Source organism: Cohnella sp. 56 (assembly GCF_037963805.1).
Classification (GTDB): domain Bacteria; phylum Bacillota; class Bacilli; order Paenibacillales; family Paenibacillaceae; genus Cohnella.
The window spans coordinates 51,420-67,512 of the sequence record NZ_JAZDQE010000015.1 but is presented as its reverse complement, the minus strand read 5'-3'; the positions used below and the strand labels follow the sequence as shown (position 1 = coordinate 67,512).

Below are 16,093 nucleotides of genomic sequence, written 5' to 3'. Positions count from 1 at the left end.
CGCGCATTTTGCATTATTCGAACTATATGAAGGAACCGGGAGTGAATAGAAGGCTTGAATCGGCCTTTTGCGCCCGATCATTCGTTTTTTATAGCATCCATCAAAAATCCTTATATGCGCAATACTGCTCTTGACGAGATACGTGTGGTATAGTTTTCAAAAGGATCATTCATCTGAGGGACGAGGCTTACGTTCGGCTCGCCCTGGACGATCATTCGTTATCCGAACTATCGCGAGGTGGAGAACGTTGCAATTGCAGGCAACCAACAGTCCGTTCAATCAAGAGCAGGCCGATCTTCTGAATCGGCTCCTCCCGGCTCTGACCGACATGCAGAAAATCTGGCTCAGCGGTTATCTCGTCGCGGCTGTGCCGGCTGCGGCAGCAGGCGCCGGGACGCCCGGCGCACAGGCGCAGACTTCCGGCGCACCTGCGGCGGCCAGCAAGGAAATCACGCTTCTGTACGGCTCGCAGAGCGGCAATTCGCAAGGCTTGACCAAAAAGGCGGCCAAAAAGCTCGAAGAAAACGGCTTCCAGGTCACCGTGTCGTCGATGAGCGACTTCAAGACCAACCAGCTCAAAAAAGTGGAGCAATTGCTCATCGTCGTCAGCACGCACGGAGAGGGCGAGCCGCCGGACAATGCGATCGCCTTCCACGAATTCCTTCACAGCAAGCGGGCTCCGCGCCTCGAAGGCTTGAAGTTCTCGGTGCTGTCGCTCGGCGACAGCTCGTACGAGTGGTACTGCAAGACCGGCCAGGACTTCGACACGCGGCTGGAGGCGCTCGGCGGCACCCGATTCTATCCGCGCGTCGACTGCGACGTCGATTATGAAGAGCCGGCTTCCAAGTGGGTGGAGGGCGTACTGAGCAGCCTGAAGGAAGCGCAGGGCGCCCGGACGGCAGCCGCTGTCGTACAGGGTGCGACCGCACCGGCGGCCGAAGCGGCAGCCGCAGCCGAATCCGTCTATTCCCGCACGAATCCGTTCGCCGCCGAGGTGCTGGCCAACATCAACCTGAACGGCCGCGGCTCCAACAAAGAAACGCGTCATCTCGAGCTGTCGCTCGAAGAGTCGGGGCTTGTATACCAGCCCGGCGACGCGCTCGGCGTCTATCCGCTCAACGATCCGACGCTCGTCGAGCTGTTGCTGGCAGAGACGAAGTGGGACCCGGCAGCCACGGTGACCGTCGGCAAGCAGGGAGAGGCGCATCCGCTGCGCGAGGCGCTGACCGAGTATCTCGACATCACCACCTTGACCAAGTCGCTGCTCGACAAGCTCGCGCCGCTCGCCTCCAAGCCGGATCTCGCGCAGCTGCTGGCTTCGGGCAACGAAGCGGCCGCCAAGGCTTACATCAAAGGCCGCGACCTGCTCGACTTCATTCGCGATTATGGCCCGCTGCAGGGCAGCGCTCAGGACGTCGTATCCAACCTGCGGAAAATCCCGGTGCGGCTGTACTCGATCGCGAGCTCCCAGCGCGCCAATCCCGACGAGGTGCATCTGACGATCGGAGCGGTCCGCTACGATGCGCACGGCCGCGAGCGCAAGGGCGTCTGCTCCACCTATTGCGCCGAACGCCTGCAGCCGGGGGACAAAGTATCCGTATACGTGCAGCCCAATACGCACTTCAAGCTGCCGGAGGACCCGGGCACGCCGATCATCATGGTCGGACCGGGCACGGGCATCGCACCCTTCCGCTCGTTCATGCAGGAGCGCGAGGAGGCGGGAGCGGCGGGACCGTCGTGGCTGTTCTTCGGCGATCAGCACTTCGTGACCGACTTCCTGTACCAGACCGAATGGCAGCGCTGGCTCAAGGACGGCGTGCTGACGCGCATGGACATCGCATTCTCGCGCGATACGGACGAGAAGGTCTACGTGCAGCACCGCATGGCGCAGCATGCCAAGGAGCTGTACGAATGGCTCAAGCAAGGCGCCGTCGTCTACGTATGCGGCGACATGAAGAACATGGCGCGGGACGTGCACAAGACGCTGGCGGAGATTATCTCGTCCGAAGGCGGCATGAGTCTGGATCAGGCCGAAGCTTACCTCACTGAGATGAAGAAAAACAAGCGATACCAGCGCGACGTATATTGATCGCAGACGGAGAGGAGTACCGCACAGCATGTCAAAAGTGAATTTATCCGCGCCGGGGGGCACCCCGAGCGATGTCGAGCGCATCAAGCAAGAGAGCAACTATCTGCGCGGCACGTTGGCGGCTTCGATGCTCGAGCCGCTCAGCGCCGGCATCTCGGACGACGATAACCGGCTCATGAAGTTCCACGGCAGCTACTTGCAGGACGACCGGGACCTGCGCAACGAACGGCAAAAGCAAAAGCTGGAGCCCGCCTATCAGTTCATGCTCCGCGTCCGCATGCCCGGGGGCGTCGCACAGCCGGGGCAATGGCTCGTCATGGACGAGCTGGCCCGCAAGTACGGCAACGGCACGCTGAAGCTGACGACGCGCCAGACGTTCCAGATGCACGGCATCTTGAAGTGGAACATGAAAAATACGATTCAGTCGATCCATCAGGCGCTGCTCGATACGATCGCGGCCTGCGGCGACGTGAACCGGAACGTCATGTGCATCTCGAACCCGTATCAGTCCGACATTCATGCCGAAGTATACGAATGGGCGAAGCGCCTGAGCAACGACCTGCTGCCCAGGACGAGAGCCTATCACGAATTGTGGCTCGACGAGGAGTTGGTCGCCTCTACGCCAGAGCAGGACGAGGAGCTCGAGCCGATGTACGGCCCGCTCTACCTGCCGCGCAAGTTCAAGATCGGCATCGCCGTGCCGCCGTCCAACGACATCGACGTATTCTCGCAGGATCTGGGCTTCATCGCGATCGTGGAGGAGGGCAGGCTCGTCGGCTTCAACGTCGCGATCGGCGGCGGCATGGGCATGAGCCACGGCGACAAGGAGACCTATCCGCAGCTGGCCAAGGTCATCGGCTTCTGCAAGCCGGAGCAGATCTACGACGTCGCCGAGAAGATCATCACGATCCAGCGCGACTACGGCAACCGCTCGCAGCGCAAAAACGCCCGCTTCAAGTACACGGTCGACCGGCTCGGGCTCGATACGGTCAAGCGCGAGCTGGAGCACCGCTTGGGCTGGTCGCTGGATGAGGCCAAGTCCTATCACTTCAACGAAAACGGCGACCGGTACGGCTGGGTGCAAGGCGTCGGAGACAAGTGGCACTTCACGATGTTCATCCAGGGCGGACGCATCGCGGACTTCGAAGGCTTCCAGCTGATGACCGGTCTGCGCGAGATTGCGAAGGTTCATACCGGCGACATCCGCCTGACCGCCAATCAGAACCTGATCATCGCCAACGTCACGCCGCAGAAAAAGGATGAGATCACCGAGCTGCTCGGACGCTACGGACTTGCCGACGTCCAGCAGTACTCGGGACTTCGCCGCAGCTCGATGGCCTGTGTGGCGCTGCCTACCTGCGGCCTGGCGATGGCCGAGGCGGAACGCTATCTGCCCGTGCTTATCGACAAGATCGAGGGCATCCTCGACGACAACGGCTTGCGCCAAGAGGAGATTACGATCCGCATGACAGGCTGTCCGAACGGCTGCGCGCGTCACGCGCTCGGCGAGATCGGATTCATCGGCAAGGCGCCGGGCAAATACAATTTGTACCTGGGCGCCGCCTTCGACGGCAGCCGCCTGTCCAAAATGTACAGGGAAAATATCGGCGAGGACGACATCCTCGGCGAGCTGCGGGTGCTGCTCGCACGGTACGCGAAGGAAAGAGAAGGCGGCGAGCACTTCGGCGACTTCGTCGTGCGCGCGGGCATCATCGCCGCGACGACCGACGGCACCAACTTCCACGCATAATCAGGAGCGATTCGCATCGCCAACGCCAACGTTTTTGCGGCATTTTGCCGCGAAGATGTTGGCGTCTTTCATTTTATCCATATTTTGATCATGGCCGGCACCCGGGAGCTTGCCGATAAATATGGTAAATGGAGGAGATACACGATGAAAATAATGGAAATAAAATTCAAGTCGTTTATCGTCTGGTTGATACTCGTCATGCTGATGACCCCGATAGCTCCCGTCCCCGCCGCTGCCGCCGACGCCGCGCCCGCGCCGCTTAAAACCGGCAATTACTACTACAGCATCACGCCGGACGCCGGCAGCTCGCCCGACCGGGTGACGACGACCGGACTCGTCTCTTCGCAGAACGGCGTACTGCTCGACGGAACGAGTCTGTATGCCGGCTGGATGGGGGGCGCAAATTCGTATTCGACCGTGCGCATCGTCATCGACCTGCTGAAGGATTATCCGCTCGATCGGCTTCGTATCGTGATGAATTCGCCCAACATATACTGGGGCTTCAAGGACATCACCGTCAAGTATCGTCCGGAGGGAACGCTCGGCTACTATATCGCCTCCAGACATGTCCGGACGGGAACCGATCTGAACTACGCCGTGACCGTGCCGATGAGCAATGTGAAGACACGCTTTATCATCCTGGAGATCCGAAGAACCCAAGCCTATCAGCATATCCCGCTCACAGAGGTAGAGATTTACAAAGGCGCGGGCACCGAGGAGCTAAGCGCCGGTCCGGCACTCACTCCTGCGCAGATGAAGGCGGAGCTGTCCAAGGACGCGCTCATGGTTGACAAGTACGGACAATGGATCAGCGAGACGTGGACGGGCAAGGTGGCCTCGGACGCGCAATTGCAGCAAGAATACGCGTCGGAGTCTACCGCGCTTGCCGGCGTGGCGCTCGATCCGGCCAAGTACGATTCGTACGGCGGGATCAAGAGCAAAGGAAAGTTCGAGAGCACCGGCTATTTCCGCCTGCAGAAAATAGACGGCAGATGGTGGCTCGTTACGCCCGACGGTTACCCCTTTATCATGAAAGGGATCGATGCAGCCAGCCTGTGGGAATCCGGCTATAAGACGCCGACGCAAAAATCCGACGGTTCGCCCCGCGAAATATTCGCCGACCTTCCCGACAAGACCGTCTATGCCTCGGCCTATACGCAAGAAGCGGGCGTCTTATATACGAGCTTCGTCGTCTCGAACGTCATGCGAAAGTACGGCAGCAGCGACTATGAGGCCAAGTGGGAGGAGATGACCAAAAAGCGGCTCATCGACTGGGGCTTCAACGCATTCAGCAAATGGACGAAACCGAAAAATGTAACGTTCCCGAACGTACAGGTGCTCCAGGACCCCTCTAATTTAAGAAGAATCCAGTGGACGTACGACGTGTTCGATCCGCAGAACGAAGCGATCATCGACAGCGCGCTCAAGCCGCAGCTGCAAACGGCGAGCACGAGCAAATGGCTGATCGGCTATGCGTACGACAATGAAGCCGGCTGGAACGACGAGATTGTGAAGCAAATCTTGACATTCAACGCCAGCTCGCCCGCCAAAAGCGCCTTCGTGGATTTCCTGGCGCCGAGGTACAACAACGACATCGCCACAGTCAACCGGCTGCTGGGCACAAGCGCCGCATCCTTCGGCGCCTTGAAGGATACACCGATCGATATCGCCCGCGTACCCGGTATCGACGTGTCCGAATATATCCGCCTGGCCTCCAAAACCTACTTTTCGACAATTCGCAGCATTATTAAAAAATACGACCCGAACCACCTGTTCCTCGGCTCGGCCATCGTCCCCACCTGGCGGACGAGTCTGGACTGGGATCAAGGCGCGATGGCGTACGTCGACGCGTTCTCCGTTGACAGCTATACGCAGGACAATCAGTGGATCGCCAGATACGAAGCCTACGGCAAACCGCTGCTGAATCTGGAATATTCGTTCGGCATGTCGACACGCGGACTATCCTATATCAGCGCACCGACCAAGACGGACAGCATCGCGGCCAGGGGAACGGCATTCAAGACGTTCGTCGAAAGTCAGGCCAGCCATCCGTTGTTCATCGGGTCGGGATGGTATTCCTACTACGATCAGCCGGTGACGGGTAGACCCGACGGGGAGAGCTACAATACGGGCCTCGTCAACCAGCAGGATCAGCCGTACAAGGAATTGACGAGTGTCATGAAAACTGTCCATGCGGGGCTGGAGAACCTGCATGCCGCAGCTGCCGCGTCGCTGTCGCCGCCGCCGGCATCCGTGACGATCGAAGCCGAGAAGCACAATGTGCAGCTAGGGACTACGAATATGACCGGCACGGCAAGCGGGGGCCAGTATGTCGGCTCTCTGCAGCCCGGTGATTGGGTCGCCTACGCCAACGTCAATCTGACGGGAATGACCCGTATGGAATTCAGGCTTGCGTCCGAGCGAACCGGAACCGTGAAGGTGCGGCTCGGCGGTCCTGCCGGAGCCGTCATCGGCACGCTCGCCGTCACGTCCACCGGCGGCGCGCAGAGCTGGGCGACATCGCGGATCGCCATCACGCCGACGGCCGGCCCGCAGAACCTGTATCTCACATTCGAGAGCGCCGACGGCAAGGAGATCGGCAGCATCGACTATTTCAAGCTTTACGCTTGAACAGACGGCACCGATTTTGGGGCAAATGAGAATGCAGCACATCGCTATTGCGAGCGCGGCACCGGTTTTCAATGCAGATGTTGTGAGACGCCATTCACCCGAAAAAGCGCGGTCCCCGATATCGGAGATCCGCGCTTTTTTTCGTGTCGCTGGAGCGTCCAGGTTACTTGAGCGTCCAGGTTACTTTTTGGCGGCCAGCCAGGCGGTGAGCGTGTCGATCTGCTCGTTGGTCAGCGTCCCCTTGAAGGCAGGCATGCCGCCGCCGCCGTTTAGAATCTGCTTGTGAATGGCGTCCGCGGACATCTCCGCGCCGACCTTGTCGAGCGCCGGCCCCATTCCGCCTTGCAGCTGATCGCCGTGGCAAGCCAGGCAGTTGCTCTTGTAGATCGCCATCGCCGCCGCTTCATCGACTGCCGGCGCAGCCTCGCCGGATGCGGTAGCCGAGGGCGCCGCTTCGTGCGGGGACGAAGGCGCCTCGCTATTGCGCAGCGCAAAAAACGTCAGCAGGATGGCGAACAGGCAGCAGGCGGTCAGTACGGCGGGCAGCATCCATTTTCGCATGTTGTGATTCCTCCTTGGTTGCCTCATTTACCATTTGCTTTAGAATACCCAATTTAGCGTATCTTAGTTGACGCTCGCATTGCGCCGACACATTTTATGCTATCATTCGATTGACTGAATGGAATGGTGGGAATCGAATGGAGCTCCTGCGGGCGAATCGGAGCCGGATGCCCGATGGTCAGCGTCGACCCGATCCTGGTCGCCGTGCCAAGCGACCATCGGCTATCTCGGCGCGGAGACGAACTAACGCGATGGTCGTTCGCCAAGCGCGCACAGCGGTATGCAACCTCGCGCCCTCGTCCTGTATAACAATGATTATATATTGAATTACGATAAATATTATGTTAAATTCAATACACAAAATCAGGGTACGAGGTGCGCCTTATGGAACGGGGAACGACGCTTTTCTTGAAGGCAACGGTTTTTCTCATGGGTATTCCGATCGTTGCGTTATGTATTTTCGGACTGCCTGCGGTCGTTGGAGAAGCTGCGGATATTTACCCGGCTTGGATGTACGTGCCGATTATCGTCGCGATGTACGCATCCGCAATTCCGTTTTTTGCAGCCTTGTATCAGGCGTTCAAGCTGTTGAAGTATATCGACCGCAACCAAGCGTTCTCGGAGCTGTCGGTGCGGGCGCTCAAGCTTGTCAAATACTGCGCGTTCGCCATTGCGGTCCTGTACACCTCCGCGTTGCCGTTCGTCTACTTCATTGCGGACCGGGACGACGCGCCGGGACTCGCCGTGCTGGGCATGGTCGTGCCGTTCGCTTCTGTGGTGATCGGGGTGTTCGCCGCCGTCCTGCAGAAGCTGCTGCAAAACGCCATCGATATCAAAGCTGAAAACGATCTGACGGTATGAGGTGAAGACGATGGCGATGGTCATCAACATTGACGTAATGCTGGCGAAAAGAAAAATGAGCGTGACGGAGCTGTCGGAGCGGGTCGGCATCACGATGGCGAACCTCTCCATCTTAAAAAACGGGAAGGCGAAAGCGATCCGGATATCGACCCTGGAAGCGATCTGCAAAGCGCTGGACTGTCAGCCGGGCGACCTGCTGGAGTACAGGCCCGACGCATGAACGCCCGGCATAGGCGAAGCGTATATTCGCGGCACTCTCTTGCCGATCAGGCATACGGTCTCATAGGCGATCGTGCGCATGCGGGCAGCGACCTCCCGAGCGGACAGCCGCGCGTCGCCCGAAGCGCCGAACAAGACGACCTCGTCTCCGACCTGCGCCTCCGGCATGGATGTGACGTCCACAATCGTCTGATCCATGCACACGCTGCCGATGATCGGCACGCGCGCCCCTCGAATCAGCACGCATCCGCCGTTGGACCATTGTCGGGACAATCCGTCCGCGTAGCCTACAGGAAGCGTCGCCACCAGGCTTTCCTTTTGCGTCCTATACATAAGTCCGTAGCCGACGGGCTGATTTTCACCGATTTTCTTAATGGTTGAGATGACGGTGCTGAACTGCATCGCCTCCCGCAGCGGGTAGGAGGGGAGCGGCTCCCCCGGCAGCGGAGACAGACCGTACATCGCGATGCCGATCCTCGCCATGTCCATGTGCATCTCCGGGAACCTCATCGCCGCCGCGCTGTTGCAGCAATGCTTGATCGGGATGTGCACGCCATGCCCGGCCAGCCGTCCGAGCAGGGAGAAGAAGCGATCGAATTGCAGTCGGGTGAAGTCCGGGTCGGGGTTGTCCGCGTCGGCAAAATGCGTGAACATGCCTTCGATGAACATATGCGAATCGGAGCATGCCAGGCAAACCGGCAGTACTTCGTCCGGCTGGAAGCCCAGCCGGGCCATCCCGGTGTCGACCTTGAGATGAACCAGTGCCTGCTCGCCGAGACTGGCCGCGACCGAAGCGATGTCGTCCCACATCTCGCGGGAGGCGACCGTCAACGCGACCCGATGACGGATGGCGGCCTCGATCGCCCGCCTGTTCGAATGCCCCAGGATCAATATCGGGACTTCAATGCCGGCATTTCTAAGTTCAACCGCTTCGTCCGCGAACGCGACGCCCAACCGATCGGCGCCGGCCCGAATCGCCGCGCGGGCCGCCGCCGCGGCGCCGTGCCCGTATCCGTCCGCTTTGACGACGGCCATCAGGCGCGCGCCTTTGCTTAGCCCCGTTTTAAACAGTCTAACGTTGTGGGCAATCGCATCCAGCGACACTTCCGCCCATGTATCCCGATAGCTTGCAAGCGTCATACGGGAGTTCCGCCCCGCAGCGCCTGCTCGACGGTGACATATTCATAGCCAAGCTCCGTGGCGACCGTCTCGTACGTTACGTATCCGCCCGCCGTATTCACACCGAGCCTGAGCGCCGGATTTTGTCCGACCGCTCGCGCGATCCCATGAGTTGATATTTGCAACGCATAAGGTACGGTCACATTGGTCAGCGCCATCGTAGAGGTCCGCGGGACGGCACCCGGCATATTGGCGACGGCGTAGTGGATCACTCCAAACTTGTCGAATGTGGGGCTGTCGTGGGTGGTGATGCGGTCGATCGTGGCGAATATGCCGCCCTGGTCTACGGCGACATCGATAACGACGGAGCCGGGCTGCATCGCCCGGATCATATCCTCGCTCACCAGCTTCGGCGCGCGTGCGCCCGGAATGAGCACAGCGCCGATGCACAGGTCGGATTCGGCTACGGCTTCGGCGATATGGGAGGGGCTGGACATCAGCGTCGTGACGGAGGTGCCGAACAGATCGTCGAGCTGGCGCAGGCGTTCGGCATCCTTGTCCAGTATCGTCACCTGGGCGCCGAAGCCCGCGGCGATCTTGGCGGCGTTCGTCCCGACGACGCCCCCGCCGATGATCGTCACCTTGCCGCGGCGTACGCCCGGTACGCCACCGAGCAGGATGCCTTTGCCCCCGTGCGTCTTCTCGAGCAGCTGGGCGCCGATCTGCACGGACATGCGTCCCGCAATCTCGCTCATCGGAGTCAACAGCGGCAGCATGCGCTGAACGGCGACCGTCTCGTAGGCGACCGCCGTCACTTCGGCTGCGGCCAGCGCCCGGACCAGCCCCGGATTCGCCGCCAGATGGAGGTAGGTAAACAAGATGAGATCCTTGCGAAAGTAAGCGTATTCCTCGGGCACGGGTTCCTTGACCTTCATGATCATATCGGCCGCCTGCCATACTTCGTCCGCCTGCGCCGCGATGCGGGCGCCGGCCGCGGCGAAGTCCGCGTCGCCGAACCCGCTGCCCGCGCCGGCGTCTTGCTCGACGACGACTTGATGGCCTGCAAGCGCAAGCGCGGCGGTGCCCGCAGGCGTGAGAGCTACGCGATTTTCGTTGTTTTTAATTTCTTTCGGCACGCCGATGATCATGTCGAAAACTCCCTTGCGTTCAATTTTATGAACAGTATAAGGGAGCAAGGCGCGCACCGGTTTGTCTGAAAATGAGAAAACAAAAAAGCGGCTTTGTGGTTTTTAACGAAGCCGCTTCGACTTCAGCTCCAGAAAGCAGGTTACTTTTTGGTCCATGCTGGCAAGATCGATGCCGCCGATCTGGGCGATCCGTTTGAGACGATAGCTAAGCGTATTCTCGTGAATATGCAGCGCCTCCGCCGATTCCTTCAGATTGCTGTCGCGGTACAGGTACACCTCCAATGTCCGCAGCAGCTCGCCGTTGTGCTCGAGATCGTAGGCTTCGAGCTTATTCAGGCATTGATTCGTATAGGCATGCGCCTGCCGATGCCGCTCGATCGCCGGCAGCAGCCGGTAATATCCGAGGTCGGCATAGTAATGGACGGCCTTCAGCTCCTCGGGGAAGCGCTCGCGCAGGCCGATGACGGTCAACGCCTCCTGACAGCTGATGTGCACGCGCGCATAATCTCCGTAGACCGAGCCGCAGCCCCCGGGCAGGGGAGCGCTGTCGAAGCGCTGCGTCATCTGCTGCGTCAACAGCGTCAGCGCGGGCGACGACGGTCCTGGCGGCTGCTCGGCTGTGAGCGCCTCGAGCATGAGCAGCCGATCGTGATCGACCGCATGCAGGACGATCCGCTTCGGCAGCGTCGTCGTGATCAAGTAATGAATTTGCTGCTGCTGCTTGGTCTCGATCTCGGCGGGGAACGGGAGCACGTTCACGCAATAATAAGCCGGCAGCGACAGACCCAGATCGGCCGCCCGCCGTCTGACCTCCGAATCCGACTGGATATCGCCCGAGAGCAGCTGCCGGAAAAACTCCCGCAGGTTCATCTCCGCACGCCGATGCGTCAGGTGAAGCTGAAGCAGCTTGGTTCTGGCCGCGACGGCGGCCTGGGTCAATTGATCGAAAATAAAATCGTGGGGCAGGGCGTTCTCGCCGGTCACGATCCAGATGTAGCCGAGCACCTGGCTTTCTTTGCGAATCGCGACCGCGACCCGGTCGCCCAGACCGATCTCGTCGATCGAGGAGATCGCGAGCGGCGTCTCGCTGCGCATCAGCTTCGGGATGGCGCCTTCCCGCCACAGCGCCTGCACGACCTTCTCGGGCACCCGCTTGCCGATGATCGTAGAGATGCGGGCGGGGTCCGTGTGGGCGGGATGGGAGCTGTAGGCGATCAGCTTGTGGTTGGCATCCTCGATCGTGACTGCGCATTGCAATTGTTCGCTGATCGTATCGGCCAGCTCATCCAAGCTTTCGAAGCTCCGCTCGAAAGTTTTTTTGTCATACGCCATTGATGATAGCTCCCCGGACGATAGAAATAGCCTGCCTTTCATTTTTATCATATCCGAATCGTTCGGGCCATCTTCACGGTTCATTTTGTGCGTATTGCACGGAATAACGGGGCTCTGCGGCGACGATTTTCGTGCAAAGCGGACATAGTCGCCGGACGCGGAAAAACGGTATGGTTAATGCAGCAAGGCGATGACGGGCAATCGGCCGAACGGAAAAGAGGCGAACAAGAAACATGCTGCAACCGTCGAAGCGGGTCGCGCAAATCCCGCCCTACATATTGGGCTGGCCTCGATCGGCATCCGGGCGGAGGCGCCCAGAGGCAGCTTCTTCCTGTGGGCGCCGGTGCCGCCCGGCTATACGTCGGCCTCGTTCGTTGAGTTCGTCATGGACCGGACCGGCGTCATCCTGACGCCGGGGACTGCCTTCGGTCCGGCCGGCGAGGGCTGCTTCAGAATATCCGTCTCGGTACCGAGCAAACGGCTGCAAGAGGCGATGAACCGAATGATACAAAATCTAAAGACCGACGGAGGAGAACAATGAAAACACTGTTGAACTACATTAACGGCAATTGGACGGCATCTGCTTCGGGCGAATATGTGAAGGTAACCAACCCGGCGACCGGCGAAGTTCTCGGAGAAGTGACCCAGTCTACGGCGGAAGAAGTCGATCAGGCCGTTCAGGCGGCCGTCGCCGCGCAGAGGGCTTGGCGGCTCGTGCCCGCGCCCGAGCGCGCCGAAGTATTGTATAATGCGGCGCATCTGCTGAAGGCGCGCAAGGAAGAACTGGCGCAAATTCTGACGAGCGAGATGGGCAAGGTCATCGACGAAGGAAGAGGCGAGGTCCAGGAAGCGATCGACATGGCTTATTATATGGCCGGCGAAGGCCGCCGCCTGTTCGGCGACACGGTCCCGTCCGAGCTGCGCCACAAGTTCGCGATGAGCATCCGGGTGCCCGTCGGGGTCGCGGGCCTGATCACCCCCTGGAACTTTCCGATTGCGATCGCGTCGTGGAAGTCGCTGCCCGCGCTCGTCGCCGGCAATGCCGTCGTCTGGAAGCCCGCGACCGAGACGCCGATGATCGCCTGCGAGTTCGTGAGGATCTACGAGGAAGCGGGCTTGCCGGCAGGCCTGGTGAATCTCGTCCACGGCTCCGGCAGCGTCGTCGGCCATGCGATGGTAGCGCATCCGGGCATCGACCTGATCTCCTTCACCGGCTCCAACGAGGTGGGCAAGCGGATCAATGCGCAGGCAGGCGCGCTGCTGAAAAGAACGTCGCTGGAGATGGGCGGCAAAAACGCGGTCATCGTCATGGACGATGCGGATCTCGAGCTGGCCGTGGACGGCATTCTGTGGAGCGCGTTCGGGACGAGCGGGCAGCGCTGCACGGCATGCAGCCGGGTCATCGCGCATGAAGCGGTCAAGGACGCGCTGGAAAGCAGGCTGCTCGAGCGGATGTCGCACCTTAAGCTGGGCAACGGACTCGATGCGTCGGTACAGGTCGGGCCGGTCATCAACCGCGCCTCGCGCGACCGCATCGACAGCTATGTGCGCGTGGGCGTGGAGGAAGGGGCGAAGCTGCTGGGCGGGGGCAAGCCGGCTGCCGAGGGCGCGCTGGCGGAGGGCCACTTTTATGAGCCGACGCTGTTTACGGACGTAAAGCCGGATATGCGTATCGCAACCGAGGAGATCTTCGGCCCGGTCGTATCCATCCTTCCGGTCGGAAGCCTGGAGGAGGCGATTGCGGTCAACAACCGCGTCGAGTTCGGCCTGTCGAGCGCCATTTTCACCCGGGACATCAACAGGGCTTATGAAGCGATGCGGGATCTGGACACGGGCATCGTCTACGTCAATGCGGGCACGTCCGGGGCCGAGATTCACCTTCCCTTCGGCGGCACCAAGAGGACGGGCAACGGCCACCGGGATTCGGGCGTCGCCTCGCTCGACGTCTATACGGAGTGGAAATCGATCTATATAGATTACAGCGGCAAGCTGCAGCGCGCGCAGATCGACAATTATTGATCGGCGCCGCTGCCGCGGATCGCGATATAGAGCAGCAGGCAGTGCTCGAAGGTCGAGAGGTCGAGGCCCGTCAGCTCCGCGAGCTTGTCCATGCGGTAGGCGAGCGAATTGCGGTGAATGAACAGCGTGCGCGCGGTCTCGCTCAGGTTCAGGTTGCATCTGCAATAGGTCAGGAAGGTCGCGGACAATGTGTCGTAGTTGGCGTGGCGGCGCAGCGCGCCCAGCATCCCGTCGAGCTTGTCCGCGATCGCAGGCGTCAGCTCCCGCGTCAGCAGCTCAAGCGTGATCTCCCAATCGTTGTAATGATAGAACCGGCCGGACTGCGCGTTGCTTTTGCCGATTTTTAAGACGCGGACGGCATTCTCGTACGATTCCTTGATCCCGCCGACGCCGCGCTTCATATTGCCGACCGCGACCGACGCGCTGGCTTGGTGCTTGTCCTGCAAAAATTGATTGAGCCGCTGCATGCGCTGCTCGGTCTTGCGGATGAACGCCTCCTGCTCATGCGGCTGCACCGCCTTGAGCACGATCATCTGCTCGAGATGGAGCAGAGAGAAGATGTCCTGCCGGTTGTCGACGAAGAGATGCTTGACCTGCTCGATCAATTCCTTCTGAAAATAAGGAAACGAATATTTGTCCAGGCTGCCTTCCCGCCCCGGCTGATGAAGGGAGGGCAGGTCCAATTCGATCACGATGCAGATCCGGTCCAGGTCGAATTGATAGCCGAGCATCCTGCCGTATTCGAGCATCGGTCCGGACTCGTGGCGATGATCCGAGAACAGCAGGTATTGGATCAGGGTGTCGAGCGTCTTCGATTCGAGCACCGTCGTCTCCCGCTTGAACGATTCGTGGAACATCAGCTCCACATGGCTCTTGACCAGCTGGACGTACTTGTTGATCGTATCCGGGTTGCCGACGATGCCGAGCACGCCGATGACTTTGTCGTTCAGCACGATCGGCGTAGCGACGCCGGGCAGGACATTGTCGAGCGACTGTACATCCTCCGGTTCGTAGGAGACCGTACGGTTCCTGCGCAGGACGTCGACGGTAGCGATGTGCAGGCTCCCCAGCCGGCTGCGGTCGGTCGAACCGATGATATTCCCGTGCTCGTCCGTGATGATCATCGGATAGTCGATGATCTCACTCGTATTGTCAACGATCGTCTGGGCAATCTGCTCCAGAATCATAAAGGGATCGCTCCTGTCCGGGCAGCTTCATGCAGCCCATTATAGCATGGTTGCTGCGGCGTCAGGGCGGGAAAAGGAGTCTTGAAATTGGCCCGACCGAAAGTGCTGCAAATATTATCGATGTACCATTCAGAAGGGGAACGCGTCCTCGCGGAGGGCGCCGAGGTCGTATGGACGGACCGATATGACATTCCTCATCTGTGCGAGCTGGCCAGGAACGTAGACGGCATCGTCCTGCGGGCGCCTGCGAGGATCACGCGCGAGGTGATCGAGGCGAATCCGCGGCTGAAGGTCATCTCCGGCGCGGGGGTCGGCCTCGACAACATCGATGTCGCGTACGCGACGGCCTGCGGCATTCCGGTGCTGCATGCGCCGTCCGTCAACAAGGTGTCGACCGCCGAGCATGCCGTCACGCTGATGATGGCGCTGGCCAAGTCCGTCGTCCGGCTGCACGGCGAGATGAGCAGGGGCAACTTCTCGGCCCGCAGCGCCGTGCCTACGTACGAGCTGAAGGGGAAAAAAGCGGGCTTGATCGGCTTCGGCAGCATCGCCCGCGAAACGGCGAAGCGGCTGAAATACGGCTTCGAGATGGAGGTGTCCGCCTGGGTCAGGCGAACGGACGAAGACAAGCTCGGCTGTGCCCGGGAGCTGGGCGTGGCGCTGACGACGCGGCTGGAAGACATCTTCGAGTCTGCCGACTATGTGTCCGTGCATATCCCGCTGACGGCGCATACGCGGCAGCTGATCGGCCGCCCCTTGCTCGCGAGGATGAAGCCGTCCGCTTACTTGATCAACACGGCGCGCGGAGCTGTCGTGAATCAGGACGATCTGTATGCGGCTCTGCAGGAGGGGCTGCTCGCGGGCGCGGGACTGGATGTGTTCGATCCGGAGCCGCCGGCTGCGGAGCTGCCGCTCTTGTCGTTGCCGAATGTGATCGTGACGCCCCATGTGGGAGGCACGACCGTGGAGTGCAACCTCATCACGTCGACGACGGTCGCCCGCAATGTGCTCCGCGTGCTGGGCGGCGAAGCGCCGGCATACGTCGGCGATCCGGAAGTGCTGGAGGGCAGGAAGGGCGGGCTCGACTGATTGTCGCCTGCAAACCGCGCACCCTATAATAGATTCAATAGACTGGTAATAGATTCAATAGACAGGCCACAGGCTGAAGTGGCCGAGG

General features: G+C 60.4%; 13 protein-coding genes. 8 read left to right on the top strand and 5 right to left on the bottom strand.

Features of this window, described 5'->3' with window-relative positions; all coding sequences use genetic code 11:
* Positions 1 to 247 precede the first annotated feature (247 nt).
* The 3 genes from VQ071_RS22715 to VQ071_RS22705 all read left to right on the top strand — a co-directional run bounded on the left by VQ071_RS22715 (position 248) and on the right by VQ071_RS22705 (position 6,470).
* Positions 248 to 2,089 (top strand): assimilatory sulfite reductase (NADPH) flavoprotein subunit, encoded by a 1,842-nt coding sequence (locus VQ071_RS22715; RefSeq protein ID WP_340516520.1) that lies wholly within the window; start codon positions 248 to 250, stop codon positions 2,087 to 2,089.
* Between the two features lie 28 nt (positions 2,090 to 2,117).
* Positions 2,118 to 3,839: an assimilatory sulfite reductase (NADPH) hemoprotein subunit gene (gene cysI / locus VQ071_RS22710; RefSeq protein ID WP_340516519.1), complete on the top strand. Its 1,722-nt coding sequence runs from the start codon at positions 2,118 to 2,120 to the stop codon at positions 3,837 to 3,839.
* Between the two features lie 144 nt (positions 3,840 to 3,983).
* Positions 3,984 to 6,470, top strand: coding sequence for a carbohydrate-binding protein (locus tag VQ071_RS22705; protein WP_340516518.1), 2,487 nt, complete (start codon positions 3,984 to 3,986; stop codon positions 6,468 to 6,470).
* Between the two features lie 180 nt (positions 6,471 to 6,650).
* Here the strand turns inward: VQ071_RS22705 and VQ071_RS22700 are convergent, their stop codons facing one another.
* Positions 6,651 to 7,031 (bottom strand): c-type cytochrome, encoded by a 381-nt coding sequence (locus VQ071_RS22700; RefSeq protein WP_340516517.1) that lies wholly within the window; start codon positions 7,029 to 7,031, stop codon positions 6,651 to 6,653.
* Positions 7,032 to 7,415: 384 nt separating this feature from the next.
* Between VQ071_RS22700 and VQ071_RS22695 the strand changes: the two genes are divergently transcribed.
* On the top strand, positions 7,416 to 7,892 hold the full coding sequence (locus VQ071_RS22695) for a DUF2975 domain-containing protein (RefSeq protein ID WP_340516516.1): 477 nt from the start codon (positions 7,416 to 7,418) through the stop codon (positions 7,890 to 7,892).
* Positions 7,893 to 7,902: 10 nt separating this feature from the next.
* Entirely contained in the window at positions 7,903 to 8,112 is a 210-nt protein-coding gene (locus VQ071_RS22690) for a helix-turn-helix domain-containing protein (RefSeq protein ID WP_340516515.1), read from the top strand.
* On the opposite strand, the gene alr is transcribed toward VQ071_RS22690, so the two are convergent.
* The 3 genes from alr to VQ071_RS22675 all read right to left on the bottom strand — a co-directional run bounded on the left by alr (position 8,073) and on the right by VQ071_RS22675 (position 11,710).
* Positions 8,073 to 9,251 (bottom strand): alanine racemase, encoded by a 1,179-nt coding sequence (gene alr, locus VQ071_RS22685; protein WP_340516514.1) that lies wholly within the window; start codon positions 9,249 to 9,251, stop codon positions 8,073 to 8,075. The two genes, VQ071_RS22690 and alr, sit on opposite strands and share 40 nt — an antisense overlap.
* Positions 9,248 to 10,378: an alanine dehydrogenase gene (gene ald / locus VQ071_RS22680; RefSeq protein ID WP_340516513.1), complete on the bottom strand. Its 1,131-nt coding sequence runs from the start codon at positions 10,376 to 10,378 to the stop codon at positions 9,248 to 9,250. Before ald ends, alr begins: the two co-directional genes overlap by 4 nt.
* Positions 10,379 to 10,480: 102 nt before the next feature.
* Positions 10,481 to 11,710, bottom strand: coding sequence for a PucR family transcriptional regulator (locus VQ071_RS22675; protein ID WP_340516512.1), 1,230 nt, complete (start codon positions 11,708 to 11,710; stop codon positions 10,481 to 10,483).
* 190 nt (positions 11,711 to 11,900) lie between these two features.
* Between VQ071_RS22675 and VQ071_RS22670 the strand changes: the two genes are divergently transcribed.
* Positions 11,901 to 12,251, top strand: coding sequence for a hypothetical protein (locus VQ071_RS22670; RefSeq protein WP_340516511.1), 351 nt, complete (start codon positions 11,901 to 11,903; stop codon positions 12,249 to 12,251).
* On the top strand, positions 12,248 to 13,729 hold the full coding sequence (locus VQ071_RS22665; protein ID WP_340516510.1) for an aldehyde dehydrogenase family protein: 1,482 nt from the start codon (positions 12,248 to 12,250) through the stop codon (positions 13,727 to 13,729). The genes VQ071_RS22670 and VQ071_RS22665 overlap by 4 nt, the downstream gene beginning before the upstream one ends.
* Here VQ071_RS22665 and VQ071_RS22660 read toward each other — a convergent pair.
* Positions 13,723 to 14,916: a CdaR family transcriptional regulator gene (locus VQ071_RS22660; RefSeq protein ID WP_340516509.1), complete on the bottom strand. Its 1,194-nt coding sequence runs from the start codon at positions 14,914 to 14,916 to the stop codon at positions 13,723 to 13,725. The two genes, VQ071_RS22665 and VQ071_RS22660, sit on opposite strands and share 7 nt — an antisense overlap.
* Positions 14,917 to 15,003: 87 nt before the next feature.
* Here VQ071_RS22660 and VQ071_RS22655 point away from each other — a divergent pair, with 87 nt between their 5' ends.
* Positions 15,004 to 16,005 (top strand): hydroxyacid dehydrogenase, encoded by a 1,002-nt coding sequence (locus tag VQ071_RS22655; protein ID WP_340516508.1) that lies wholly within the window; start codon positions 15,004 to 15,006, stop codon positions 16,003 to 16,005.
* Positions 16,006 to 16,093: the final 88 nt, after the last annotated feature.